The organism is Microcella alkaliphila (assembly GCF_002355395.1).
Classification (GTDB): domain Bacteria; phylum Actinomycetota; class Actinomycetes; order Actinomycetales; family Microbacteriaceae; genus Microcella; species Microcella alkaliphila_A.
In genome coordinates this window covers 2,650,900-2,675,262 of the sequence record NZ_AP017315.1, presented here as the reverse complement: position 1 = coordinate 2,675,262, position 24,363 = coordinate 2,650,900, and the positions used below count along the sequence as shown (strand labels likewise).

The window sequence follows — 24,363 nt, the reverse complement described above, 5'->3', positions numbered from 1 at the left end:
TGTGCGGCGCAGTTCGCGCCGTCGCGCTGGCTTTCGGGGTAGCCGTGACTCCCGCCCACGTTGCTGGGACTCTTCCACGGGCCGCCGCGACTACTCCGGTGTAGGAGGTCCTACACCGGAGTAGCGAAAGGCCGCGGTCTGCCCGTGTGCTCGTGTAGGAAGTCCTACACCGGAGTAGTCGCGTTTGGGGGCACACGTTCCGCCTGCGGAAGCGTTCCGTGTGCGCGCTCGCGCCACTTCAGCGCTCGTCCCTCCATGCACGCCAGTGACCGCTTGCCTGTGGCCACTCGCTCGCCCTTCCGGGGCCCCTTTGGTGGACTCGTGCCCTCGTGAGGGGGTTCTCATTCACCAAAAGGGGCTCCGGTTCTCCGCGGCGCGGCGCGGCGCGGGGCGGAGCGGGGCGAGTCGGTGCGGGAGCGCGGGGCGCCGCGGGGGGCCGCGGCCACGGGCAGACGTCGGCTTGGGGCGCCAACGCGCGCCGTTAGGCTAGAGCGGTTGACCAAGGAGCCTCACGCATGACCGAGAACACCGCCGCGCACGCCGCCACCGGCCCGGGCGCTACGCCCGCCGACGCGAGCGACGAGCCGACGATCGAGGAGATCGCCGAGCAGAAGCAGGTGCGCCTCGACAAGCGTGAGCGGATGCTCGCGGCCGGCATCGAACCGTACGCGATCGGTCTCGAGGTGACCGACAGCATCACCACCGTGCGCGAGCGGTTCCCCGAGCTCGACGCCGACGTGCAGACCGGGGAGCGCGTGGCGCTCGCCGGACGCATCGTGTTCAGCCGCAACACCGGCAAGCTCTGCTTCGCCACGCTGCAGTCGGGTGACGGCGCCCGCATCCAGGTGATGGTGTCGCTCGCCGAGGTCGGCGACGAGTCGCTCGCGCAGTGGAAAGAGTTCACCGACCTCGGTGACCACGTCTTCGTCGAGGGCGAGGTGATCACGAGCCGCCGCGGCGAGCTCAGCATCATGGTGTCGAGCTGGGCGATCGCGGCGAAGGCGATCCTGCCCCTGCCGACCCTGCACAAAGAACTGAACGAAGAGACGCGCGTGCGCCAGCGCTACCTCGACCTCATCGTGCGCGAGCAGGCCCGCCAGACCGTGCGGGCCCGGGCGCTCGCCGTGGCGAGCCTGCGGCAGACCTTCGCCAGCCACGGCTACCTCGAGGTCGAGACACCGATGCTGCAGACCATGCACGGAGGCGCCTCAGCTCGCCCGTTCGTGACGCACTCGAACGCGTTCGACACCGAGCTGTTCCTGCGCATCGCGCCCGAGCTCTTCCTGAAGCGCGCCGTCGTCGGCGGCATCGAGCGGGTGTTCGAGATCAACCGCAACTTCCGCAACGAGGGCGCCGACTCGACCCACAGCCCCGAGTTCGCGATGCTCGAGGCGTACCAGGCGTACGGCGACTACCACCAGATGGCCGACCTCACGCAAGAGATGATCCAGAACGCGGCGCTCGCCGTCGCTGGGTCGCACGTCGTGACGTGGGCCGACGGCACCGAGTACGACCTCGGCGGCGAGTGGGATCGCCTCAGCATGTACGAGTCGCTAAGCGCGGCCGCGGGCATCGAGGTGACCCCCGAAACCCCGATGGCCGACCTCAAGAAAATGGCCGACGCCGTTGACATCGAGATCGACCACCCGCTGCCCGGCAAGTACGTCGAAGAGCTGTGGGAGCACTACGTTAAGGGCGACCTCACCCGCCCGACCTTCGTCATGGACTTCCCCGTCGACACGAGCCCGCTCGTGCGCGAGCACCGCTCGAAGAGGGGCGTCGTCGAGAAGTGGGACCTCTACGTGCGCGGCTTCGAACTCGCCACCGCGTACTCCGAGCTCGTCGACCCGGTCATTCAGCGCGAGCGTTTCGTCGCCCAGGCGAAACTCGCCGCCGGCGGCGACCTCGAGGCGATGCAGCTCGACGAGGCCTTCCTCACGGCGCTCGAGCACGGCATGCCCCCGTCTGGCGGCATGGGCATGGGCATCGACCGCCTGCTGATGGCCCTCACCGGCCTCGGCATTCGCGAGACGATCCTGTTCCCGCTCGTCAAGTAGCGAGGGGTAGCCTCGCACCATGGTGTTCAACCGCGACGACGAGCTGAAGCTCCCCGGAGACGACGAGAAGAAGAAGCAGGGCGTGTCGATGAACCGCCTCGCGCTCTGGCTCGTCGTCGGCGCGTTCGGCGCCTATCTGCTGCTCTCGGGCATCTTCGGCATTCTCGAGAAGTCCGGCCAGTAGGGGCGTTCACCCCCCATTCACCCCCGTACTGGGGCAAGCGGCCGACGCTCGCGGAGTTCTAGCCTGAGGCTGTCCGACAGGACCGCACCCGGCTACCCGGCCGACACCCCGACCGCGGTTCTGACAGACGACACCCAACCCGATACCCGAAGCGTCTGGTGCCCAGCGTCACCGACATTCGCCCTACCCGAATGGCGAACCCCCATGGCTGTGAAGCTGCGCCTCCGCACGGCCGCCGCATTTGTCGCCGGCATGGCGATCGTTTTCGCGATCGCCTGGGCCGACAATGCCTTCGCCGTCGACTCGCTGCGCATCACCGCGCCGACGCAGGGCCAGACGGTCGCGGGTGACCTCCGTGTTGAAGGCATCGTCGGCGGCGCCGGCGACGTCGATGTCACCCTGTCGCTGTCCCCCCAGGTGCTGGGCGACTGCCGCCCCTCGGTGCTCGACCGCGTGGTGACGGTCACCGCCGGCGAGCCGTTCGCCGTCAGCCTCGTCACCGCAGGACTCGAGGCGGGCACCTACTGCGTCGTCGCGATCGCTGACGACGGCCGACTGTCGGCCGCGGTCGGCGACGTGACGATCGAACCGGGCCTCACTGAACTCGACGGCTTCCAACTGCCCACGCTGTCCGTCGACGGCACGGATGCACGGGGTTCCGCATCGACGGCGCTCGACCCCGCCATCATCATTCCGATCGCGCTCGGCAGCGTCGCTGCCGTCAGCGTCGTCGTCCTGTCCGCCGGCCTGCTGTTCCGCCGCCGGCAGCTGCAGGACTCGTAGGCGCCGTCGCGCTCGCCCGCCCGCGCGCCGCGGGCGCAACGGTCTTCGTGGGGGCCGCTCCGAGCATCCCGGCGTACCATGTGGGCATGCCTGAATCGTTCTGGGGGAACGTGATCTTCTCGGTCACGCCGACGATCCTCCTCGGGCTGCTGTTCTGGTTCGCAATGCGCGCGATCATTCGCGCCGACCGCGCCGAGCGTCAGACGTTCAGCGAGATCGAGGCCGAAGAGCGGGCGCGCATCGAGAAGCAGGGCGCTGATCCGCACGAGTGAGTAGGGCCGGGGCTCCGACCCGGCGGCGATGCGCTGCGGCGCAGCGAGGAGCGTGAGCGTGGCATCCCTGATCGGTGACCCGATTGAGCGCGAGCTCGTCACCCTGCACGAGCGGCTCAAGCACGACTATCGCGGCGAAACGTCGGCGTCGATTCCGACGCTCGAGCACGCCGACCACCGGCTGTTCGGCCTCGCCGTCTGCACGCCCGACGGGTACGTGTCGGCGGCGGGTGATGCCGACGTCGAATTCTCGGTGCAGTCGATCTCGAAGGCGTTCACGTACGCGCTCGCGTTGAGCGACCGCGGGCTCGAGTCGGTGCACGAGCATGTGGGCGCCGAGCCGAGCGGGGAGGCGTTCAGCGCGATCAGTCTCGAGGAGGAGACGGGCCGCCCCGACAACCCGATGATCAACGCGGGGGCCCTCGTGACGTGCGCCCTCGTGACGGGGGCCGACGCGCACGAGAAGTACGAGCGCATCCACGCCCTCATGGAGGCGTGTGCCGGGCGGTCGCTCGGTTTTGACGAGACCGTGTACGAGGAGGAGCAGGGCGCGAGTGACCGCAATCGCGCACTGGCGCACTTCATGCGCAGCGCGGGCTCGCTGACCGACGAGGTCGACCCCACCATGGAGGTCTACCTGAAGCAGTGTTCGGTGCTCGTCTCGACGCGGGACCTCGCCGTCATGGGTGCGACGCTCGCGACGGGCGGCATCAACCCGCTGACCGGGGACCGGGTCTTCAGCGGAACAGTGGCGCGGCACGTGCTGACGGTCATGGCGACGTGCGGCATGTACGACTACTCGGGCGAGTGGTTGCTGACGGTGGGCACGCCGGCGAAGAGCGGTGTGTCGGGTGGGCTGATCACGGCGAGCCCCGGTCAGTTCGGCATGGGGCTGTTCAGCCCCAAATTGGATGCTCGGGGCAATTCGGTGCGCGGCGTCGCCGCCTCGCAGGACCTCGCCGACCGCTACGAACTGCACGCGCTGACTCTGCCGGGCGGAAACCTGCCGGTGGTGCGCGAGAGTGAGGAGCGCTGGCCCGAGTATGGCGCTGGCGTGGTGGCGGTGCAGGGCGACCTGGTGTTCGCGTCGATGCGCGGGGTGCTGAGCGCCATCGAGGACGTGCTGGAGTCGTCCGACCGGGTGCTTGTGCTCGATCTCGACCGGGTGACACGCGTGCACCAGGTGGGTGAGCGCATCCTGCAGGGGGCGATCGACCGTCTCGAGGAGCATGACCACGAGGTCGTCATCGTCGACGGCGCGCGCCGCGGAATCGTTTCGGGCGCGGTCGAGGTCGAGAGTCTCGACGAGGCTCGAGAGTGGTGCGCCGCGAGATGATGTGCACCCCCTCTAGCGACTACTCCGGTGTAGGACTTCCTACACTTCTGTGAGCCCCCGCCGCCCGCGCAACTACCCGGGTGTAGGACTTCCTACAGTCGTGGCGACCGTCCGGTGACTGCCCGGCGACTGCTCAGGTGTAGGAACTCCTACACCGGAGTAGTCGCGGCGAGTGCCGAATGGGTTGCCGCGCGCGGGCGCCTGTGCGCGGTGCCGTGCACATGATCACGCGCCGAGCGCCCGCGCCCTACGACTGCTCGCGGGGCCTCAGGCGGATGCTCGGCAGGGCGGGCGCGGGAAGCGCCGGCCCGTCGTACCCGTCCACGTGACCAAATCGGCCCGCGCGGTCGGCATCATCGATGACGTCCGTCTGCCAGCGCTCGCGGAATGCGACGATCTCGTCGTGGTCGCGGCCGATGAAGTTCCACCACATGACGATCGGCTCGCCGAGCGGGGCTCCGCCGATCAGCAGGATGCGCAGCGGCGCGTCGGCCCCCGCCTCGATACGCAGGCATTCGGCGCCCGGCGCGAGGTAGCCGAGCTGCGCGGCGCCCACCTCGTGTTCGTCGTCGAGCGTCGCGTGGCCCGAGTCGACGAGCACGCCGTGCTCGAACGCCGGATCGAGCGCCAGGTCGACGACGGCCCCCGCCGGTAAGTCGAGCTGCGCCCCGAGCAGCGGCGTGAACGTGCGGGCGGCCGACGCGTGATCAGCCAACTCGGGCAGCTCGCCGACGAACACGCGCACGGTCGCGGCGCCGAGCCGTACCGGCACGGGTTCCGTGTGCTCGAAGAACGGCGCGGTGTGCCGATCGCGGTCGGGCAGCGCCACCCACAGCTGCGCTCCGTGCAGACGGGTCGTCGCGGGCGTCGACACCTCCGAGTGCTGAATGCCCGACCCCGCCGTCATCAGGTTCAGCTCGCCGGGCCGCACCATCTGGTGGGCGCCCGTCGAGTCGCGGTGCTCGATCTCACCCTCGAACAGCCAGCTGACCGTCTGCAGCCCGGTGTGGGGGTGGGGAGGGACGACCATTCCGGCATCCCGTTCGGTGATGTCGTCGGGCCCGTAGTGATCGAGAAAGCACCACGCTCCGATGATGCTGCGCTCGCGCTGCGGCAGGGTGCGGCGCACGGTCATGGCGCGCGGCCCGCCGAGCGGAACCTCCCGCGCCTCGAGCAGCAGAAACCGGGGCGCGGAGTCGTCGTCGCACAGCAGTTCGGCCGGCTCGACCTCAAGGTTGCTCACGCGATCACCCTACGCCGCCGCCCGGTGAATTGATCGGGCGCGTGCATCCCGTCAAGGGGTTTCTGTGAGGGCGCCGAACCCCGTCACGCCCACGGCGAACAGGGGCAGAATGCGGCACCCGCCGTGGTTACCCTCGATGTACCGAAGGCTCCCCATTACGCCTTCGCAAGGAGTGACGACATGTTTGAACGCTTTACCGACCGAGCCCGTCGGGTTGTCGTGCTGGCCCAAGAAGAGGCCAAGATGCTCAACCACAACTACATCGGCACCGAGCACATTCTGCTCGGGCTGATCCACGAGGGTGAGGGCGTCGCCGCCAAGGCGCTCGAGTCGCTCAACATCTCGCTCGACTCCGTGCGCGAGCAGGTGCAAGACATCATCGGCCAGGGGCAGCAGCAGCCGACCGGGCACATCCCGTTCACGCCGCGCGCCAAGAAGGTGCTTGAGCTCTCGCTTCGCGAAGCCCTGCAGCTCGGCCACAACTACATCGGCACCGAGCACATCCTGCTCGGGCTCATTCGCGAGGGTGAGGGCGTAGCCGCGCAGGTGCTCGTCAAGCTCGGCGCCGACCTGAACAAGGTGCGCCAGCAGGTCATCCAGCTGCTCTCCGGCTACCAGGGCAAGGAGGCCGTCGCCGTCGGCGGCGAGTCGACGTCCAGCGACAAGGGTTCGCAGGTGCTCGACCAGTTCGGCCGCAACCTCACCGCCGCTGCGCGCGAGGGCAAGCTCGACCCGGTCATCGGCCGCGAGAAGGAGGCGGAGCGGGTCATGCAGATCCTCTCGCGCCGCTCCAAGAACAACCCCGTGCTGATCGGCGAGCCCGGCGTCGGCAAGACCGCCGTCGTCGAGGGCCTCGCCCAGGCGATCGTCAAGGGCGAGGTGCCCGAGACGCTGAAAGACAAGCAGCTGTACTCGCTCGACCTCGGCTCGCTGATCGCCGGCAGCCGCTACCGCGGCGACTTCGAAGAGCGCCTCAAGAAGGTCACGAAAGAGATCCGCACGCGCGGCGACATCATCGTCTTCATCGACGAGATCCACACCCTCGTGGGGGCGGGTGCCGCCGAGGGCGCGATCGATGCCGCGAGCATCCTGAAGCCGCTGCTCGCCCGCGGCGAGCTGCAGACGATCGGCGCGACCACGCTGGATGAGTACCGCAAGCACTTCGAGAAGGATGCCGCGCTCGAGCGCCGCTTCCAGCCCGTCATGGTCAACGAGCCCGCGATCCCGCACGCCATCAACATCCTGAAGGGCCTGCGCGACAAGTACGAGGCCTTCCACAAGGTGTCGATCACCGACGGCGCGGTCGTCGCCGCCGTAAACCTCGCCGACCGCTACGTGCAAGACCGCTTCCTGCCCGACAAGGCCATCGACCTGATCGACGAGGCCGGCGCACGCCTGCGCCTGTCGATCCTGTCGGCCCCGCCCGAGCTGCGCGCGTTCGACGAGAAGATCGCCGCCGTGCGCACGCAGAAGGAGGAGGCCATCGAGGGCCAAGACTTCGAGAAGGCCGCATCCCTGCGCGACGAAGAGAAGAAGCTGCTCGGCGAGCGGCTGCGTCTCGAGAAGCAGTGGCGCGCCGGCGAGGTCGCCGCGGGCGGAACCGTCGACGAGGGCGTCATCGCCGAGGTGCTCGCGCAGGCCACGGGAATCCCCGTGTTCAAGCTCACCGAGGAGGAGTCGAGCCGGCTCATCTTCATGGAGCAGGCCCTGCACCAGCGCGTCATCGGCCAGAACGAGGCCATCTCGGCGCTCGCGAAGACGATCCGCCGCACCCGCGCGGGCCTGAAAGACCCGAAGCGCCCCAGCGGCTCGTTCATCTTCGCCGGCCCCACCGGCGTCGGAAAGACCGAGCTCGCCAAGGCGCTCGCCGAGTTCCTGTTCGACGACGAGGACGCGCTGATCTCGCTCGACATGAGCGAGTACGGCGAGAAGCACACCGTGTCGCGCCTGTTCGGAGCCCCTCCCGGCTTCGTCGGCTTCGAAGAGGGCGGCCAGCTCACCGAGAAGGTGCGCCGCAAGCCGTTCAGCGTCGTGCTGTTCGACGAGATCGAGAAGGCGCACCCCGACATCTTCAACTCGCTGCTGCAGGTGCTGGAAGAGGGTCGCCTGACCGACGGTCAGGGCCGCGTCGTCGACTTCAAGAACACGGTCATCATCATGACGACGAACCTCGGCACGAAGGACATCACCGGCGGCCCCGTCGGCTTCACGATCGAGGGCAACACCGAGGCGACCTACACCGCCATGCGCGCCAAGGTCGTCGAAGAGCTGAAGAAGCACTTCAAGCCCGAGTTCCTGAACCGCGTCGACGACACGATCGTCTTCCCGCAGCTGAACCAGGAGGAGCTGCTGCAGATCGTTGACCTGTTCATCAAGCGTCTGCGTGAGCGCCTCATGGACCGCGACATGACGATCGAGGTGTCGCAGGCCGCGAAGGAGCAGCTCATCAAGGTGGGCTGGGACCCGACCCTCGGAGCCCGCCCCCTGCGCCGCGCCGTGCAGGCCGAGGTCGAAGACAAGCTGTCGGAAGAGATCTTGCACGGTCGCCTCACCGCGGGCGACCACGTGGCGGTCGACTACGTCGGCGGCGAGTTCGTCATCACGACGACCCAGCGCGAGCTGGCCGCCGTTGAGGCCGGCCCCGCCGCCGCAGCCCCCGAGCTGCCGGCCGCCGACTGACGCGACCGGGCCCACGATTACCGGCCCCGCGCATCCGAATGGGGGATGCACGGGGCCGGTTTTCGTTGCGGTGCGCCCACGCCCCTAGGCTGGTTTCCATGACGGGGCAGGGGTTTGAGGTGCGGCGGGCGCGCACGGGTGACGTGCGGGCGATCAAGGAACTCGTCGAACCGCTCGTGCAGCAGCGGATCCTGCTCGGCAAGGAACTCGTCGTGTTGTTCGAGTCGCTGCAGGAGTTCGCCGTCGCCGTCGACGACGCCGGCGAGGTGATCGGCTGCGGTGCCCTGCACGTCATGTGGGAAGACCTGGGCGAGGTGCGCACGCTTGCCGTGCGGTCGGACTGGCTGGGGCGTGGCGTCGGCCACGCCATGCTCAACTACCTCGAGGGTGAGGCGCGGGCGCTCGGGCTGCACCGGCTGTTCTGCCTCACGTTTGAGGTGGCATTCTTCGAGCGGCACGGGTTTGCGCCCATCGACGAGCAGCTCGTCGTCGACCCCGAGGTGTACATCGAGCTGCTGCGCTCGCCCGACGAGGGTGTCGCTGAGTTCCTCGACCTGTCGCGGGTGAAGCCCAACACCCTCGGCAACACGCGCATGCTGAAGGCGCTGTAGAGGCGCTTCGCCGCTGAGAGTCACGGCGTTCGCGGCGCGTGTGACGCCCTGTCGCGGTGGTGCGGGGTTACTCTCGCCCCATGTCGAGCCTGCGACACCCCGTCGGACCGCAGCCGCCCAGCGTCTACTGGCGGCGGCGCGCGGTGGTCGGGCTCGGCCTCATCGCGGTCATCGTCGTCATCATCCTCATCGTGGTGCGACCGGGAACGGCCGAGCCGACCGGGTCGGGCGAGCCCGCGCCGACGGCGAGCGACAGCGCCGAGGTCGACGGGTCTGAGGCCGACGACGAGCAGAGCGACCTCGACGCCGCGGCTGAGGACGCCGCCGCAGAGGGTGGCGGCGCACCGCAGGCCTGCACGAGCGAGCAGGTGCAGGTGACGCCCATCACCGACGCCGAGAGCTACGGGCCCGAATCGCAGCCGCAGTTGTCACTGAGCCTGACCAACCTCGGGTCGCGGCCCTGCGTCATGGAGGTTGGCAGTGACGTTCAAGAACTCTTGATCACCTCGGGGCCCGACCGCATCTGGTCGTCGCGTGACTGCCAGGTCGACCCCGTCGCCGCCACGGTCGTGCTCGAGCCGGGTGAGGAGCGATCGACTCCGGCGATTCCGTGGAACCGTACCCGCAGCGAGCCCGGAGTGTGCGACGTGCAGCGCACGCCCGTTCCCGGGGGTGGGGCGACGTACCGGCTGAGCGTGTCGGTGGGCGAGTTCGCGGGCGACGGAGACCGGCCGTTCCTGCTGAACTGAGCCCGAGCATCCCGATCGGGGCGGGCTGTGGCGTCTCCCGCGTAGGCTTGAGGCGATGCCGAAGAAGAAGTCGAGCAAGAAGTCGGGCGGGCGGCCGAGCGGCCGCCCGGGGGGCGTGTCGGCGCCGAAGATGAAGCGCGGCATGCCGCCGCACAGGGTGGCCGAAGACCAGCAGTTGGCCGCGGCGCTCGAGCGGCAAGACACGGCTGCCGTGGCGTTCGCCCTGCGCAACGACTACTGCATCGTGCCGCTCTTGCCCGGCAGTGGGCCCGAGCAGATTCGCGTCTTCCGTGCGGAGGACGCCGAGAAGTTCATGCTGCTGCTGTTTTCGAGCCCGGAGCGCTACGTCGACATGGTGCCGCAGGAGCCGTCGCACCGTTTTTTGGCGTACGACGGCCCGACGCTGCGCGACTTCCTCGAGCAGAACGTTGACAACCTCGAGGCGGTCGTGTTCGACGTGGCGGGCCCCCACTCGATGCAGGCCGACCCGCGCGAGGTGCTCGCGGCGCTTCAACTCGAGGTCTAGGCAGCAACGCCTAGAACTCGGGGATGTCGACCTTCTCGTCGCGGGCCGTCGCGAACGCGGCCCGGACCGCCTCGCGCAGGTGCACGGCGCCCGAGTCGATGAGGGTCGTGTAGCCGAGGCGCTTCGCTTCGGCGGCGCGCTGCGGGGCTGACGTGACGCCGCGGATCTCGCCGGCGAGGCTGATCTCGCCGACGGCGGCGAGGCGCGAGTCGAGGGCCTTGTCGCGCCGAGCACTGGCGATCGCGAGCGCGATGGCGAGGTCGGCGCCGGGCTCGGTGAGGCGGATGCCGCCGACCGTGGACACGTACACGTCGTAGCTCGACAACGCGATGCCGCAGCGCCGCTCGAGCACGGCGAGCAGCATCGCGACACGTGAGGAGTCGACGCCGTTGACGACGCGCCGCGGCTGCGGCGCCGAGCTCGCGACGACGAGCGCCTGCACTTCGACGGGCAGCGCACGGCGGCCCTCGAGCGCGATCGCGACGCAGGTTCCGCTGACCGGGGTAGTCGCGTGCGAGCGGAACAACTCGCTCGGGTCGGCGACCTCGGCGATGCCGTCGCCGGTCATCTCGAAGCAGCCGACCTCGTCGGTGGGGCCGAAGCGGTTCTTCAGCGCCCGCACGAAACGCAGGGATGTCTGCCGGTCGCCCTCGAACTGGCAGACGACGTCGACGAGGTGCTCCAACATGCGAGGGCCGGCGATCGTGCCGTCTTTCGTGACGTGCCCGACGAGCAGTACCGGTAGCGCGCGCTCTTTCGCGATACGGATGAGCGTGGCCGCGACCTCGCGCACCTGCGCGACCCCGCCGGCCAGCCCGTCGATCAGCGATGAGGCGACGGTCTGCACGGAGTCGACGATGAGCAGGCTCGGCCGCACCTCGTCGAGTTGGCCGAGGATTGTGGCGAGGTCGGTCTCACTCGCGAGGTACAGGTTGTCGCTGAGCGCACCGGTGCGACCGGCGCGCAGGCGCACCTGGGCGACCGACTCTTCGGCGCTGACGTAGAGCACCCGCTGGCCCGAGCGCGCCGCGCGGGCGGCAACCTCGAGCAGCAGCGTCGACTTGCCCACGCCCGGCTCGCCCGACAGCAGGATGGCGGCCCCCGGCACGACGCCGCCGCCGAGCACGCGGTCGAACTCGCCGATCGTCGTGGGCGTGTGGCTCTGCTCGCCCTGTTCGACCTCGGTGATGGGGCGGGCGGCGCGCGCCTCGGGAACGCGGGCGGGCGCTGTCTGCCGGGAGGGGGCATCCGCCTCGACGACGGTGCCCCACTGTTGGCACTCGCCGCAGCGGCCGGCCCACTTGAGGGTCGTCCACCCGCACTCGATGCAGCGGAAGTTCGCGGTCGTGCGGGCCATGGCGATAAGGCTAAGCGGAACCGCCGACATCGGCGCGAAGCTCGCGCGCGCGACGCCCCACCGCTCCGGCGAAGGCCGAATCCCACACGCGGTAGCCGCGGCGGCTCGGATGGAACTGGTCCCACGCGAAGTCGGGAAACGAGCCCCAGCCGCGCCGCAGCTCGGTCACGCGATGCAGCGGCGCGAGCGCGAGGCCGGCCGCGTGAGCGGCGTCGGTGATCGTGCGCGACAGGCGACGGGCATCCCATTCGCGCTCGCCGAAATGGAAGCAGGGAACGTCGGCGACGATCGCGTGCGCGGGCAGTCGGCGAACGATCTCATGGATGCGCGCATCCGCCTCGTCGGCGGGCGTGCGGCCCGCGTCGTTGCCGCCGACATCGAGCGTGACCATGTCGGCGGGGCGGCCGGCCACGCGTTCGACGTCGCTGAGCGCGTCGAGTTGCCGGTCAAGCACGTCGTCGGCGCGAGCGCCGTAGCGGGCGAGGTTCACGACGCGGACCGTTCGGAACGACAGGCGCTGCAGCCGGTGGGCGGCGAGCCCGACGTAGCTGGCGTCGAGGTCGCGCACTCCCACGCCCAGGGCGGCCGAGTCGCCAAGCGCGACGTAGAGCAGCTCGCCCGCCTCGTCGGCCCGCCGGCGCCACTCATCGAGGCGACGGCGCACGAACGGGGTGCGCGGGCTCCAGGTCACGCTCGGAATCGTAGCCGCGTCGCCCCGTTTCGACCGGGCCGCGCGGCTGTACTACACTCGTGCGCGGTGACGTGTCCGAGCGGCCGAAGGTGCAACTCTCGAAAAGTTGTGTAGGGTAACCCCCTACCGTGGGTTCAAATCCCACCGTCACCGCCATTGTCCTGTCTCAGGACATAGGAAACCCTCGAACCTATTGGTTCGGGGGTTTTCTGCGTTTCTGGGGGCCTTTGGGTCGGCCGGTGGGTTGATAGTCGCGGCTGGTGTCGATGGTGAGTTCTCGGAGCAGTTCGCCGGTGGCGGCGTTGATGATGGTGACGTCGAGGTCGTTGACGAGCACCAGGACGTGGGTTCCTGCGTGGGTTCGGCTGATTCCGATGTGGTGCATGCGGCTTGCGATGCGCAGGGTGATGCAGCCGGTTTTGTCGACTTTGTCGTGCCGGATTCGGGTGTGGTTGTCGCGTTCTCTGCTGCCGACGGTGGGGGTGGCTTTGGGCAGTGCTTGGTAGCGGGCGGCGGGGGTTGCGTGGTGTGGCAGGGATCGGTGGGGGCGGTGCTGGTTGTATTCGGTGGCGAACTCGTCGAGTAGCTGCTGCAGTTCCTCGGTTGTTTCGGGTTGTGTCTGTTTCGCGCGGAGCCAGTTCTTCATCGTCTGCTGGAACCGTTCGACCTTGCCTTGGGTTTGCGGGTGAGAGGGGGAGCCGTTCTTTTGCACGATGTTGCGGGTGCGGAGTTCTGTTTCGAAGGCGTTGCGGCCGCCGCGGCGTCCCCATCCGGAGTGTTTGACGGTGAAGACCATGCCGTTATCGGTCAGTGTTGAGGCGGGTTCTCCATGTTTTTGGCATGCGTGGCGGAAGGTGGTGACGACGATCGGGGTGGTGACCGCGACGTGGGCGGTGAGAGAGATCGCGTAGCGGGTGCAGTCGTCCAGCCAGCTCAGGATTTGCGCGTCGGATCCGTCTGCGAGGCGGTAGTGGGTGAAGTCGGACTGCCAGCACTCGTTGGGTAGGGATGCTTCAAAGCGGATGTAGGAGGACTTCGGGCGTTTCTTCGGTTCGGGGGTGATGAGTCCTTCGCGGTTCAGGGTGCGCCAGATCGTCGCCGGTGACACGGTGAGGCCGTGGTGGTGTTCGAGGTGCCAGCGGATGGTGTGGGCGCCGGCATCGAGGCCGCGTGCGGTCAGCTCGCGGCGCAGTCGCACGATCAGCTCGACCGTGGCAGGGTCGATGGTGACGTCCCTTTGAGTGGTGGAGTTTCTCAACAACGTGCGGGATCAGCTTCTGTGATTATGCCGCAGCGAGTTCGGGGATCGCGACCTCCTCTTTTTCGACGTTGAGGAGCTTCATGGAGTGCTCGCTGAAGTAACGGCGGTCGGCCCCGTCCCATTCGTCGTGTTGCTCGATGAGGACGTGTCCGGCGAGGCGCAGCAGCGCCGCCGGGTTCGGGAACGTGCCGACGACATCGGTGCGGCGCTTGATCTCCTTGTTCACCCGCTCGAGCGGGTTCGTGGACCAGATCTGCCGCCAGTGCTGCTGCGGGAATCCGCAGAACGCGAGGATGTCGTTCTTCGCCTCTTCGAGCATGTCCGCGATCTTCGGGTGCGAGCGGGTGAGCATCCGGGTGACTTCGTGGAACTGCGCGAAGACGTGCTCTGTGTCGGGTTGGGCGAAGATGGTGCGGATGATCGACGCGACCATCGGGCCGGCGGTCTTCGGGACCTGGGAGAGCACGTTCCGCATGAAATGCACCCTGCATCTCTGCCAGCCGGAGCCTTGGAACACCGTCTCAATCGCAGCGATCAGTCCGGTATGGGCGTCGCTGATGACCAGCTTGACCCCGTCGAGGCCGCGGGCCTTGAGGGAGCGGAGAAACGTCGTCCAGAACGGCTGCGACTCGGTGTCGCCGACCTCGAAGCCCAGCACTTCCCTGCGCCCGTCCGCGGCGACGCCGATGGCGACGACGACGGCTTGAGAGACGACACGCCGGCCGACCCTCGCTTTGCAGTAGGTCGCGTCGAGGAACACGTACGGGTACGTGGTGTCGGCGAGCGGGCGGTCTCGGAACGCGGCGACATCCTCGTCCAGGTTGGCGCAGATCCGCGACACCTCGGACTTGGAGATCCCGGTGTCGGCGCCGAGCGCTTTGACGAGGTCGTCGACCTTGCGAGTCGAGACACCGTGGACGTACGCCTCCATCACGACCGCAAACAGGGCTTGGTCGACCCGGCGGCGGCGTTCCAGCAGCGACGGGAAGAACGACCCCGCGCGCAGCTTCGGGATCCGCAGATCGAGATCCCCGGCCGTGGTCGAAAGGGTGCGGGGTCGGGTCCCGTTGCGGACCGCGACCCGACCCTCCGAACGTTCGTAGGGGGCAGCGCCGATGAACGCGGCAGCCTCGGCGTCGATCAGCTCCTGGTAGAGCGTCTCGGTCGCGACCCGGATCCGGTCGGTGACATCGGTGAGTTTCAGTTCCCCGAGGAGCTCGAGGAGGGCAGACTGGTTAAGAGCCATCGTGCGTTTGTGTCTTCCTGTGAGTGACTTTGATCGGTACTCACTGACCATCGCACGATGGCTCACCACGTTCTCAACGTGACACTCGAGCCGGGAAACTACACCACCACAGGGGACGCCACCGGGTCGATCGCATTCGGGGTGGTGCGGGGTTTCCGGGATCGGGGCTCGAGCGCTTTGTCTCCTTCGGTGCGCCAGCGGGCGATGAGTTTGGAGACCCATCCGGGTGAGGCGTTGTAGCGGCGTGCTGCCTCGGCCTGCGACAGGCCCTGGATGGTGACGGCGGTGATGATCAGGCGGGCCTTCGACACGTGTTTGAGCGTGCCGGGAAGTTTCCTATGTCGTGAGACACGGGTTTCCTATGTCCTGAAACTAGACACCACCGTCACCGCCATTGTGATGTCTCACGACATCTGCAACAGCCGAACCTATTTTTGGGTTCGGCTTTTTGCATTTCTGTGGGGCTGGTAGTTCCGTTCGAGGTCGATGACTAGTTCGCGGATCACCAGGCCCTCCCGTTTGAGGTTGCGGGCGATGGTGGCGCGGGAGACGGTGATGTTGTTGTGGTGTTGCAGGTGCCAGGCGATCGTGGTTGGGCCGTGGTCGAGGCCTTGGGTGTGTAGGTTCGCCCGTAGGTTCGTGATCAGCTCGATCGTTGAGGTCGGGGTGGCGTTCGGGGATGTTTTCGGGCGGCGCGATCGCGGTTCGAGTCCGGCTTCGCCGTCGCGCCGCCAGCGGGCCATGATGCGGCTGACGCGGCTGGGTGAGAGGCCGTATGAAGCGCCCTGAGTTTGTTGGAGACTCCTGACCTTGGAAACGAGGATGGAGTCATGGTGTCGAATCAGGGAGCTGGGAAGCCGACTGCACGTCGGTATTCGCCGGAAGAGAAGGCGGCAGCGGTCCGGATGGTGCGGACTTTGCGGACCGAGTTGGGGACCGAGCATGGGACGGTGCAGAGAGTCGCGTCGCAGCTCGGGTACGGAGTCGAGTCCGTGCGCACGTGGGTCAAGCAGGCCGACATCGACGACGGCCACGTCGCCGGGGTGAGCACCACCGACGCCCGACGAGTGCGGGAGCTTGAGCAGGAAGTCCGCGAGTTGCGGCGTGCGAACGAGATGGCGGATTCAACCGGTGGTCGCAACGAGTTCTGTGAACTTCTCCGATGGTGTCAGATAGCCGAGCGTTTTGCGTGGTCGTCCGTTGAGCGAGTCCTGGATCGCGGTCAGCTCAGCGCGGGTGACGATGCTCAGATCGGTGCTCTTCGGCAGGTACTGGCGTAGCAGTCCGTTGGTGTTCTCGTTGCTTCCGCGCTGCCACGGGGAGTGCGGGTCGCAGAAGTAGATCGGGATGCCGGTCGCTGTCGTGAACTCGGAATGCTTGGCCATCTCGGCGCCCTGATCCCAGGTGATCGTCCGCGCCAGCGACGCCGGCAACGCGGTGATCGCCTCGCGCATTGCGGCCTCCACCTTGTCGGCGCTCTTCCCGTCGGGCAGGTGCAGCAGAAGTGTGAGGCGGGTGCTGCGTTCAACGAGGGTTCCCACGGCGCTGCGACTGTTCTCACCGAGGATCAAGTCGCCTTCCCAATGCCCCGGCACGGCGCGGTCTTCGACCTCCGCGGGGCGCTCGCTGATCATCACCATCCCTGGCAGCCGGCCTCGCCGGTCCGTCGCGGTCCGCGACTTCCGTGCCGCACGCCCTGACCGCAGGCAGCGGGCAAGCTCGCGGCGCAACTGCCCGCGTCCCTGCACGAACAGGGACTGGTAGATCGTCTCGTGACTCACGTGCATCTCCGGGTCGTCGGGATGCTCCAACCGTAGGCGGGCGGCGATCTCCTGCGGAGACCACAGTTGCTCCAGCTGCGTCGCGACAACCTCGAGCAGCCGTCCACCGTCAAGCTTGAACGGCTTCGGTCGGCGGGCCTGCTCTCGCGCGTCCTCATGCGCCCGCCACGCCGAGTACCCCTCCCGCCCGCCGCCGCGCTTGACCTCGCGGCTGACCGTCGACACCGCCCGTCCCAGGGCGAGCGCGATCGCGGTCAACGTGTCACCGCGCGCGAGACCAACCAGGATCTCCTCACGATCGAAGACCGTCAGATGCCCCTCGCGCGGCTCCCAGCCGAACGGCTTCCCGTCGAGGTGACGCCCTTCCCGCGCCATGCGGCCGACCATCGGGGCCGTGCAGCCGATCTCGCGGGCGATATCGATGAGCCGCCACCCCTTCGAGTGGAGACGGAGCGCGAGCTGCTTCTGCTCACGACTGAGATGACCATGCTTGCCCTGCAACGAATGCCTCCCGAGATCAGCGTCTGCTTCATCTCACAGCACTCATTGCGCTGACCGGTTGAATCCGCCGATCCTTCGCGATGCAGCGGTTTTCTTCGCCGGGGAACTCGACCCCCGACGCCGCTGATCCTCGCCTTCATCGAGGAGCAGCGCAGTCTTGGCCGCTCGGTCGGGTCGATCTGCAAGGTTCTGCGTGAGCAGGGCGTGCCGGTCGCCGAGCGCACCTATCGGGGCTGGAAGCGTGCCCAGCCCAGTCAGCGAGATATCGACGACGCCCACCTGATCGAGGCAATCCGCGCCGCCCGCGTGGACGACAAGGGTGAGGCGACGCCGGAGTCGCTTTATGGGCGGCGGAAGATGACCGCGCTGCTGCGCCGACGAGGGATCGCCGCCTCCAGCAGGCGCGTCGATCGGGTGATGCGCAAGTTGGGCATCAGAGGGCTGGTGCGCGGCAGGGGCGTGCGGACAACGGTGCCGGATCCCGCGGCGACCCGCGCTCCGGACTTGCTGGATCGCGACTTCACCGCCTCTGCCCCGAATACGCGGTGGTTTGCGGACTTCACCTATGTGCGCACGTGGGCAGGGTTTGTATATGTCGCGTTCGTTGTCGACTGCTTCTCCCGCGCAATCGTGGGCTGGCATGCCGCGACCACCAAGACGACGCCGCTGGTGACCACCGCGTTGCGGATGGCGTTGTGGCGACGCGACCGCGCCGGGCACCACGTTGGCGACGGGCTGGTGCATCACAGCGACGCCGGATCGCAATTCACCAGTGTCTCCTTCGCCGAAACTTGGGGCCTGGAAGGCATCGCCGCCTCAATCGGCTCCGTCGGCGACGCCTACGACAATGCGCTGGCTGAGTCCGCGATCGGGCTGTTCAAGAACGAGGCCATCCGTGACGGATCACCGTTCCGAACCGGACCGCTGCGCACGATCGATGATGTCGAATGGACGACCGCGGCATGGGTCGAGTGGTTCAACGCGAGGCGCCTGCACTCGACCCTCGGCAACGTGCCCCCTGAAGAGTTCGAGGCCGACTACTACGCTGACCTCGACGCGTCGCACCACCCGGTGTTGACGCCCGCATAGGAGCGGCAAAGAACCGAGTACGGTTCAGCTTGTCGAGTCACGCAGAGGAGCGCAAAGGCGTGCTTATGGAGGCCACCCTAATCGGCCGCACCATCACGGCCGAGATGACGCTCAGCAACCGCGATGCGATGGTCTTCCGGATGCTCATCGGCCGTCAGGCGCTGCGACAGGGTTTCGTGATCGGCCCGCGGAGGTCGTTCCTCGGCCGCCGCGCGCCCAAACCGGTGCGCCGCCAGAACCGCGGTGCCCAGTGACGCGCGTTTCTGCCATTTTTCAATCAGCTCCGGCGTGGTCGCGTCAGGCGACAACCCCCTTGATCCAGATCAGGTCGCTGTAAGGTTCGGATTCCCGCGTCAGGATGACGAGCCGAGCGGACTGTGCGCGGTCGTAGAACGCGTGACGCTCGAGTTGCACGATTTCGATGTCCCGTCCCTCGATCCGGCGAGCGATCGCTCCGACGTCACGCATGGTGGGGGCACTTCGATCCGGTTGTGATGGTGCCTCCATCACGAGCATCGGGACTCCGGTCGCGTCGAGAGGGAAAACGCTCAAGATCGCTTCTGCCGCCTCGCGTGAATGGGAATCGAGTCTCACGACAGGGGCGCCGCTCGTGTAGGCCGGGTAGTTCCGGTCAACGACCACCAGGGCGTCACCGTGGCCGAGATGATCCAACGCCAGCAGGAGTTCCCCTGACAACAGCGGGTGGACGTTCTTGAGAGTCACGTTTTCGGCTCCCTCCGTGGAGATTGAGCGAGAGCGTGCACGATCGGTGCCGTGGCGGAGTAGAGCTCTCGGTAGAGAGCGAATCGCTGGTCGTAGAAGTCTCGCGTCGAACTGTCGGGCTCGACGGTTCGGAGCACGGGGTTCCACTCGTCGATGCTGACGCTCGTGACAGCGCGCGCTGCGAGGTAGGCGGCGCCGAAGCTGGCACCAACCGTCACTGCGGGAACATCTTGCCGCAGGCCGGTCACGTCAGAGACGATCTGCATCCAGAGGTCCCCCTGAGTTCCTCCGCCCACCGCGACAAGCCGCCGAATGTCGCCGCCGGCCGCCCGCATGGTGTCGATGTTGTGTCGGACTCCGAATGCCGTGGCCTCCAGGCCTGCTCGATAGAGATCAGCCGGAGAGTGCTCTGTCGTGAGACCGATGATGACTCCTCGTGCATCCGGGTCGGAGATGGGGGTTCGTTCACCGGCGAAGTAGGGAAGCATGAGCAGGCCGCGAGCGCCATGCCCCGAGGTCCCGGCTTCTCGCATGAGGGTTTCGTGGTTGCTCCCGCCAGTCACCTCGCGAACCCACTCCATGACGGCACCAGAGGTTGCCATTCCTCCCGCGAGACAGTGGGTGCCAGGGAATGCTCCGACGGTGCCCCAGAGGGTCGGAACCCGCACGGGCTGCGGCACCGTGTTGATGAGGAACATCGTTGTTCCGTACATGAGCATGAGGTCGCCGATGCCGTGCCCGTTGACACTGACCGCTTCGGTCCACGCATCGATCGTGCCGGCGATGACGGGAATGCCCGCAGGCAGTCCTGTCGCGAGCGCGGCGTCCTCCGTCACTGCTCCGATCACGGAGTGTGCCCACACTAGATGTGGAAGTTCAAGGTGTCGAGTAATGGGCAAGGCCCACGAATCGAACCACTCGTGGCTCTCTATGTCGTACAGCGGTGTGCACTGACTGGCCGATTGGTGATCGAGTACGTACGCACCCGTCAGATTCCAGGCCAGCCAAGACGCGGGCATGAAGAACCGTGTGGAGCGGGCAAACACGTCCGGTTCGTTCTCCGCAACCCACTGGATCTTCGGGCCAGCCGCTTGACTGGAGAGGACTGATCCACACCGTGCAAGGAGAGCGTCAGCACCCAGTTCGCCGGTCAGCCGATCAACCTGAGGGGTAGACCGGGTATCGACCCCGTAGAGGATCGCGGGTCGTGTCGGGATGCCATCGTGATCAGCGAGGCCGACGCATGGACCCATTCCGCTCACACCCACAGCGCTGACCGAGTGGCCATCCCCCAACTCGCGTGCGAGGGAAATGAACTCCTCCCACCACAGCTCCATGGCCATCTCTACATGGCCCGGATGCGGCCGCGTTGGTCGATGGTGGCGAACGGCCTGCCCGATGATCGTGCCGTCCGCGTGAACCAGCACGCCCTTGGTTGACGACGTGCCGATATCGACACCGAGGAAGACGCTCATCGCACGATCTGAGCGTCACCAATCAGGTGCACGGCCACTCCGAGAGCATCGAACATTGCCGCCTTGGCGGCCAGTGCCCTGTCGGCAACCTCGGCCGATGGTGCGTAGGCGACCTGGACGTGGTTCGCCTTGTGGCGCGCCATGAACTGGTTGCGGCTGACACCGTGCAGGACGGCGTGCATGATGGGCCATTCCGGATTCGTTGCCTGCCACCGCCGCTCCGTCTCCTCGGCGGGGAGGTCGATCGCGGACCCGCGGCCGATGTCGACGTGAAGGCTGCCACCCTTGATATAGACGCGGGACCATACGATCTCACCGGCCTTGGAGACGCCCTTGATCGTTGAGCCGCCAAGCGGGAAGTACATCGGGTTCTGGCGCCATCCCGTTGCCCCTGCGTAGCCATCAGCAAAGTGCGACGGGGGAACCGAACCGGAGATCTCGAAAACCCAGACGAATTGGCCCTCGTAATCTTCGCCCCACCGTACGTCGTGGAGTGTGTTGGCAGAATCCAGACCCATTGCTTGCCAGATTCGATGCGTGACGAGGGCGTCGATCGCGACCCCTTCGTCGGCCTCATTCGCGAGAGGCACCGGGAGGCCTTCCCACAGCACCCGAGACCCGTCGCGGCTGGTCACCGGGGGCCGGTCGCCATTGTTGATGAGACCTTCCGCGAGGTCGGATGCTGGGCAGATGTCCTTGAGGCCCTGCTGGTACTGGATGCCGATGGCATCGAGCCCGAAATCATCAGCGATGCGCAAGAGCGAGATGTACATCCGCGCCTGCATGAGAACCTGGTGCTCTGTCAGTTCTGAGTGCTCGTCCCGGCCGAACTGGAAGGTCATGCCCCGTGACAGTAGCCACTCGAGTACCGCCCGCGCTTCGACTTCATCGACGGTCAGCATCTCGGCCCAGAGTGCAGATTGCGACAGTCGCTCCTTGTAGATGCCGAGGGGATTCATCAGTTCGTCGTCGATGATCGCGTTGTACATACCCATGCAACCCTCGTCGAAGACGCCGAAGATGGCCTTGTCTGCCTGCAACTGCGCGGCGAGGGCCCGCCCGAGCGCGACCTCGTGGTTCTCCGGAAGGGCGTCGAGTGCGCGGACGTGACGTTGGTCGTGTTCGATCGTGCCGCTCTCGATCCAGCTTCGGATTCCCTCGATGAACCACTGATCCCGGAAGTCCACACTCCAAATCGTTGAGTAAGGGGTGCCCATCTTCGTCAAGCCACCGTTCAACCCGAGAAGACCAACCAAACCGGGCGCACTGCCTTCAAAGTTGGCCACCGTCAAGATCGGCCCTCGATGGGTGCGGAGGCCCGCCAGAAGGTGATGACTGTACTGCCAGACGGATTCCGCGACGACGAGGGGGGCATCGACTGGGATGTTCCGGAACACCTCGAGGCCCATGCGTTGACTGGAAATGAAGCCGTGCCCGGTCTCGGCATCGACGGGGTGTGCTCGCTTGATGGTCCACCCCAAATCCGCGAACACGCGGGCCAGCTCGGCCTCCATCGCGGCCTGGATCGGCCAACCGGCTTTGTTCGGCGCCTCGCGGAGGTCACCGCTAGCAACTAGCCACGCGGTCGTGGGCTCGAGTTTCGGACGTGCTGGCGCGGAAGGCAGGGTGTAGTTCGGCATCGGTATTCCTAGCTGTTGAGTCGGAAGACGAGCGTCTCCCAATCGGTGAGATTCGTGAGGGTCACACGGCCGTCGTCGATGGGTAGGTTGTGCTCCGCTCCCGCGACGACTCGGGCCGCTGACAGCGCTCCAGCGACACGGAGCGTGAACTCCGACAGGCGGGCGACTTCTTCGATGGCGGCGGGCTGTGCCGCCCCGGCGACGTCCAACGCGACGACGGGGTGCCCGGTGACGAGATGAACGATCAGGCGATCTTGCTGACGGGCGACAACGACCTCCGTGTTGGGGAAGGCCCCGACGACCTCCATGGTCGGAGGGTTCGGTGCCACTCGCTGGACAAGGCTGGTGATCAGCTCTCGATACGTTCCGTGGCCTTGTCGCGCCTTGTTGTTGCCAAGACGTGCTGCGGAAACGATGACCTTCCCTGCGCCGACCGACCGTTCGACGATGATCGGTTCGAGTGTGGTGACCCCCGGCGCCGGCTGGTTGTTGTGCCAGTAAGTCGACTCGTCTGTGGTCAGCACCGATCGGATTCTTGTTGCGAGAGTCGTCACATCTGGTGCGACATCGATCAACTGAGGGATTCGGCCGTAGTGCGGAATCGGCCACGAACCGAGTTTCTCCGCCCATTCCCCTTCCAGTCGGATGTACGGGTACGGGTCATCGAGCGCTGGGCCGAATCGAACTCCGAGCAGTTCCGTCAGCGTCGGATGCATCTCCTGTTGCTGGCCCCGCGCGTCACGGGTTCCTGCTTCTCCGGTGACCACGAGGCCGCCGCCCGCGCGGACGAAGGCGTCGATCGCGGTGATCTCGGAATGCGAGAGAGAGAGCACGTCGGGAAGGACGAGCACCGCGAAATCCTTCAGGTTTGACAGGGCCTCGGCGCGCTCATCCATGATGGCCACGGGAAAATGCGCCTCGACGAGAGAGCGATACGTTCCCGTGACGGCCGCGACCAGATCGCTGGCGGCGGTGCGCGGTTCGCTCGGGGGAAACTGTGCCGATTGCTCTCCGAGGGGTGGGCGCTCGTCATCGCCGAGGATGCTCTCCAGCTCGCGCGCTCGCTGGCTGGCATAGAGAGCGACGTAGCGTTCCGGGGTGGCCTGCTCAAGCCAGGGCGCCCGTTCCGTGATGGTCTGGAACACCGTGGTCAAGCGCCGGTAGACCTCGGACTCGATGGCCCCGGTTGCATATGGCTGATCGTCGACGGAAACCGTCACGCCGTGAGCGGCCACGGTGAAGGCCTCGAAGCGAAGCTGTGCCTCTGACCGCATGGTGAAGTCCCAGGTGTGCACGAAGCGGCTCACGAGCACTTCACTGGGTCGACCGTTAACGCCCGCGGAGATGTATCGCGCGGCGAAACTGGGGAACCCGAGGCCGTGCCAATCGGTGTACCCCTCGCTCGACCCGATATCGGCAAGCTCGAGGTGACTCGTCGACAACCCGGTGACGGCATCGACGAACGTTGTCGCGTAGAAGTTCGGAATCAGGGCGCACTGGGGTCGGATGCTGCGCAACACGTCGCGCTGCTCTGCCAAGTAGCCCTTGATGATGTCTTGTGTGAAGTGAATGAGGTCAGCCCAGTTCGGATCGCGCCGATCCGTCGGCATGGCGCGACCGAAGCGGTCACGGAATAGGCTCTCGCAGCGTTCGCAGACGCAGGGGCCGGCCGTAAGGATGTCGCTCCACAGGCCGTCGATGGGGTAGCGTTCAGCGATTTCTGCCACGTGCCGCAGTGCGTGGCTTCGGTAGGGACTGAGGAGACACAACGCCGGCCAGCGGCCCGTGCTTCCCCGTGCTGGCGAGGGCACCAGTCTCCAGTCGGGGTTCGCCCCCGCGGCAGCGGTATCCCACATGTTGGAGAAGTACGCGATCACCCGGATCCCGCGCCGGTGTGCTGCCTGGATCTGTTCGCCGAAAAGATCGCGGCCGTTGAGCGCACCATGTGTTCGACCGACGGCGGTGGGGTAGTACGAGTTGCCGTACTGACATTTCGCGAAGAGCACGACCGAGTCGACGCCTGCGGTCGCGAGAGTCTCCAGGTCCTGTTCCGGTTGAACTCCTGAGAGGAGAGTCACGTGCGGGTCGCCGATGTTGCCACGCTGATGGGGGTCAGTCCAATCCGGAGTGTGTGAATCAAGGAAGATTCGACGACGAGA

22 protein-coding genes, 1 tRNA gene and 2 pseudogenes are annotated in these 24,363 nt (G+C 66.9%); 13 read left to right on the top strand and 12 right to left on the bottom strand.

The genetic code is table 11. The features are described 5' to 3' along the window. Positions 1-515 precede the first annotated feature (515 nt). From lysS to glsA, 5 genes are all read left to right on the top strand, one after another. Entirely contained in the window at positions 516-2,057 is a 1,542-nt protein-coding gene (lysS, locus tag CPY97_RS13050; protein WP_096423199.1) for a lysine--tRNA ligase, read from the top strand. 19 nt (positions 2,058-2,076) lie between these two features. Next, positions 2,077-2,241, top strand: coding sequence for a hypothetical protein (locus CPY97_RS13495; protein ID WP_157985624.1), 165 nt, complete (start codon positions 2,077-2,079; stop codon positions 2,239-2,241). A 204-nt stretch (positions 2,242-2,445) separates the two neighbouring features. Beyond that, positions 2,446-3,024 (top strand): hypothetical protein, encoded by a 579-nt coding sequence (locus tag CPY97_RS13045; protein ID WP_096423198.1) that lies wholly within the window; start codon positions 2,446-2,448, stop codon positions 3,022-3,024. Positions 3,025-3,110: 86 nt separating this feature from the next. Continuing rightward, a complete protein-coding gene (locus CPY97_RS13040; protein WP_096423197.1) occupies positions 3,111-3,296 on the top strand; it encodes a hypothetical protein in 186 nt (61 codons plus the stop codon). A gap of 58 nt (positions 3,297-3,354) precedes the next feature. After that, the gene (glsA, locus tag CPY97_RS13035; RefSeq protein ID WP_161494147.1) at positions 3,355-4,632 is read left to right on the top strand and encodes a glutaminase A; all 1,278 of its coding nucleotides are present in this window, start codon (positions 3,355-3,357) and stop codon (positions 4,630-4,632) included. A gap of 247 nt (positions 4,633-4,879) precedes the next feature. On the opposite strand, the gene CPY97_RS13030 is transcribed toward glsA, so the two are convergent. Continuing rightward, positions 4,880-5,875: a pirin family protein gene (locus tag CPY97_RS13030; RefSeq protein ID WP_096423195.1), complete on the bottom strand. Its 996-nt coding sequence runs from the start codon at positions 5,873-5,875 to the stop codon at positions 4,880-4,882. A gap of 180 nt (positions 5,876-6,055) precedes the next feature. On the opposite strand from CPY97_RS13030, the gene CPY97_RS13025 reads away from it, so the two are divergent. From CPY97_RS13025 to CPY97_RS13010, 4 genes are all read left to right on the top strand, one after another. Then, on the top strand, positions 6,056-8,554 hold the full coding sequence (locus CPY97_RS13025) for an ATP-dependent Clp protease ATP-binding subunit (RefSeq protein ID WP_096423194.1): 2,499 nt from the start codon (positions 6,056-6,058) through the stop codon (positions 8,552-8,554). A 98-nt stretch (positions 8,555-8,652) separates the two neighbouring features. After that, positions 8,653-9,165 carry an amino-acid N-acetyltransferase gene (locus CPY97_RS13020; RefSeq protein WP_096423193.1) on the top strand — a complete coding sequence of 171 codons (513 nt, stop codon included), beginning with the start codon at positions 8,653-8,655 and terminating at the stop codon, positions 9,163-9,165. 80 nt (positions 9,166-9,245) lie between these two features. Then, entirely contained in the window at positions 9,246-9,914 is a 669-nt protein-coding gene (locus CPY97_RS13015) for a hypothetical protein (RefSeq protein ID WP_096423192.1), read from the top strand. 55 nt (positions 9,915-9,969) lie between these two features. Further along, entirely contained in the window at positions 9,970-10,440 is a 471-nt protein-coding gene (locus tag CPY97_RS13010; protein WP_231923961.1) for an SseB family protein, read from the top strand. A gap of 10 nt (positions 10,441-10,450) precedes the next feature. Here the strand turns inward: CPY97_RS13010 and radA are convergent, their stop codons facing one another. Both radA and CPY97_RS13000 read right to left on the bottom strand, forming a co-directional pair. Beyond that, positions 10,451-11,797 carry a DNA repair protein RadA gene (gene radA / locus CPY97_RS13005; protein ID WP_096423191.1) on the bottom strand — a complete coding sequence of 449 codons (1,347 nt, stop codon included), beginning with the start codon at positions 11,795-11,797 and terminating at the stop codon, positions 10,451-10,453. 10 nt (positions 11,798-11,807) lie between these two features. Continuing rightward, positions 11,808-12,488 (bottom strand): GDSL-type esterase/lipase family protein, encoded by a 681-nt coding sequence (locus CPY97_RS13000; RefSeq protein WP_161494146.1) that lies wholly within the window; start codon positions 12,486-12,488, stop codon positions 11,808-11,810. A gap of 65 nt (positions 12,489-12,553) precedes the next feature. On the opposite strand from CPY97_RS13000, the gene CPY97_RS12995 reads away from it, so the two are divergent. Then, positions 12,554-12,644: transfer RNA gene (locus tag CPY97_RS12995), tRNA-Ser, on the top strand. A 34-nt stretch (positions 12,645-12,678) separates the two neighbouring features. Here CPY97_RS12995 and CPY97_RS12990 read toward each other — a convergent pair. The 4 genes and pseudogenes from CPY97_RS12990 to CPY97_RS13825 all read right to left on the bottom strand — a co-directional run. After that, positions 12,679-13,713, bottom strand: a pseudogene (locus CPY97_RS12990) (integrase core domain-containing protein); the annotation flags it as partial. 58 nt (positions 13,714-13,771) lie between these two features. Further along, positions 13,772-14,995, bottom strand: a complete 1,224-nt coding sequence (locus tag CPY97_RS12985) for an IS256 family transposase (protein WP_096420889.1) — start codon at positions 14,993-14,995, stop codon at positions 13,772-13,774. 98 nt (positions 14,996-15,093) lie between these two features. Continuing rightward, the gene (locus CPY97_RS12980; RefSeq protein ID WP_096423188.1) at positions 15,094-15,306 is read right to left on the bottom strand and encodes a helix-turn-helix domain-containing protein; all 213 of its coding nucleotides are present in this window, start codon (positions 15,304-15,306) and stop codon (positions 15,094-15,096) included. 117 nt (positions 15,307-15,423) lie between these two features. Continuing rightward, complete coding sequence (locus tag CPY97_RS13825; protein ID WP_150129279.1) at positions 15,424-15,939, bottom strand: helix-turn-helix domain-containing protein; 516 nt, start codon at positions 15,937-15,939, stop codon at positions 15,424-15,426. Between CPY97_RS13825 and CPY97_RS12970 the strand changes: the two are divergent. Then, a pseudogene (locus tag CPY97_RS12970) lies at positions 15,826-16,113 on the top strand (transposase); the annotation flags it as partial. The gene CPY97_RS13825 and the pseudogene CPY97_RS12970 overlap by 114 nt on opposite strands. Before the next feature lie 6 nt (positions 16,114-16,119). Here the strand turns inward: CPY97_RS12970 and CPY97_RS12965 are convergent. After that, the gene (locus CPY97_RS12965; protein ID WP_036284757.1) at positions 16,120-17,277 is read right to left on the bottom strand and encodes an IS30 family transposase; all 1,158 of its coding nucleotides are present in this window, start codon (positions 17,275-17,277) and stop codon (positions 16,120-16,122) included. 123 nt (positions 17,278-17,400) lie between these two features. On the opposite strand from CPY97_RS12965, the gene CPY97_RS12960 reads away from it, so the two are divergent. Both CPY97_RS12960 and CPY97_RS12955 read left to right on the top strand, forming a co-directional pair. Further along, positions 17,401-18,366, top strand: a complete 966-nt coding sequence (locus CPY97_RS12960; protein ID WP_150129278.1) for an IS3 family transposase — start codon at positions 17,401-17,403, stop codon at positions 18,364-18,366. 65 nt (positions 18,367-18,431) lie between these two features. Continuing rightward, positions 18,432-18,620 (top strand): hypothetical protein, encoded by a 189-nt coding sequence (locus CPY97_RS12955; RefSeq protein WP_231923960.1) that lies wholly within the window; start codon positions 18,432-18,434, stop codon positions 18,618-18,620. 43 nt (positions 18,621-18,663) lie between these two features. Here CPY97_RS12955 and CPY97_RS12950 read toward each other — a convergent pair whose 3' ends face one another. The 4 genes from CPY97_RS12950 to CPY97_RS12935 are packed head-to-tail and all read right to left on the bottom strand — an operon-like array spanning position 18,664 to position 24,282. Continuing rightward, positions 18,664-19,089 (bottom strand): RbsD/FucU family protein, encoded by a 426-nt coding sequence (locus CPY97_RS12950; protein ID WP_161494143.1) that lies wholly within the window; start codon positions 19,087-19,089, stop codon positions 18,664-18,666. Then, positions 19,086-20,564 (bottom strand): FGGY-family carbohydrate kinase, encoded by a 1,479-nt coding sequence (locus CPY97_RS12945; protein WP_096423183.1) that lies wholly within the window; start codon positions 20,562-20,564, stop codon positions 19,086-19,088. Before CPY97_RS12945 ends, CPY97_RS12950 begins: the two co-directional genes overlap by 4 nt. After that, positions 20,561-22,204 (bottom strand): fucose isomerase, encoded by a 1,644-nt coding sequence (locus CPY97_RS12940; protein WP_096423182.1) that lies wholly within the window; start codon positions 22,202-22,204, stop codon positions 20,561-20,563. The genes CPY97_RS12945 and CPY97_RS12940 overlap by 4 nt, the downstream gene beginning before the upstream one ends. 8 nt (positions 22,205-22,212) lie before the next feature. Next, positions 22,213-24,282 carry a beta-galactosidase trimerization domain-containing protein gene (locus tag CPY97_RS12935; protein ID WP_161494142.1) on the bottom strand — a complete coding sequence of 690 codons (2,070 nt, stop codon included), beginning with the start codon at positions 24,280-24,282 and terminating at the stop codon, positions 22,213-22,215. Positions 24,283-24,363: the final 81 nt, after the last annotated feature.

Coding starts and splice junctions, on each gene's coding strand:
- CPY97_RS13010 (WP_231923961.1), top strand. CDS start 9,970: ATGCCGAAGAAGAAGTCGAGCAAGAAGTCGGGCGGGCGGCCGAGCGGC.
- CPY97_RS13040 (WP_096423197.1), top strand. CDS start 3,111: ATGCCTGAATCGTTCTGGGGGAACGTGATCTTCTCGGTCACGCCGACG.
- CPY97_RS13825 (WP_150129279.1), bottom strand. CDS start 15,939: ATGCTCGGTCCCCAACTCGGTCCGCAAAGTCCGCACCATCCGGACCGC.
- CPY97_RS13025 (WP_096423194.1), top strand. CDS start 6,056: ATGTTTGAACGCTTTACCGACCGAGCCCGTCGGGTTGTCGTGCTGGCC.
- CPY97_RS12955 (WP_231923960.1), top strand. CDS start 18,432: ATGGAGGCCACCCTAATCGGCCGCACCATCACGGCCGAGATGACGCTC.
- lysS (WP_096423199.1), top strand. CDS start 516: ATGACCGAGAACACCGCCGCGCACGCCGCCACCGGCCCGGGCGCTACG.
- CPY97_RS12985 (WP_096420889.1), bottom strand. CDS start 14,995: ATGGCTCTTAACCAGTCTGCCCTCCTCGAGCTCCTCGGGGAACTGAAA.
- radA (WP_096423191.1), bottom strand. CDS start 11,797: ATGGCCCGCACGACCGCGAACTTCCGCTGCATCGAGTGCGGGTGGACG.
- CPY97_RS13015 (WP_096423192.1), top strand. CDS start 9,246: ATGTCGAGCCTGCGACACCCCGTCGGACCGCAGCCGCCCAGCGTCTAC.
- CPY97_RS13495 (WP_157985624.1), top strand. CDS start 2,077: ATGGTGTTCAACCGCGACGACGAGCTGAAGCTCCCCGGAGACGACGAG.
- CPY97_RS12940 (WP_096423182.1), bottom strand. CDS start 22,204: ATGCCGAACTACACCCTGCCTTCCGCGCCAGCACGTCCGAAACTCGAG.
- CPY97_RS12945 (WP_096423183.1), bottom strand. CDS start 20,564: ATGAGCGTCTTCCTCGGTGTCGATATCGGCACGTCGTCAACCAAGGGC.
- CPY97_RS13020 (WP_096423193.1), top strand. CDS start 8,653: ATGACGGGGCAGGGGTTTGAGGTGCGGCGGGCGCGCACGGGTGACGTG.
- CPY97_RS13045 (WP_096423198.1), top strand. CDS start 2,446: ATGGCTGTGAAGCTGCGCCTCCGCACGGCCGCCGCATTTGTCGCCGGC.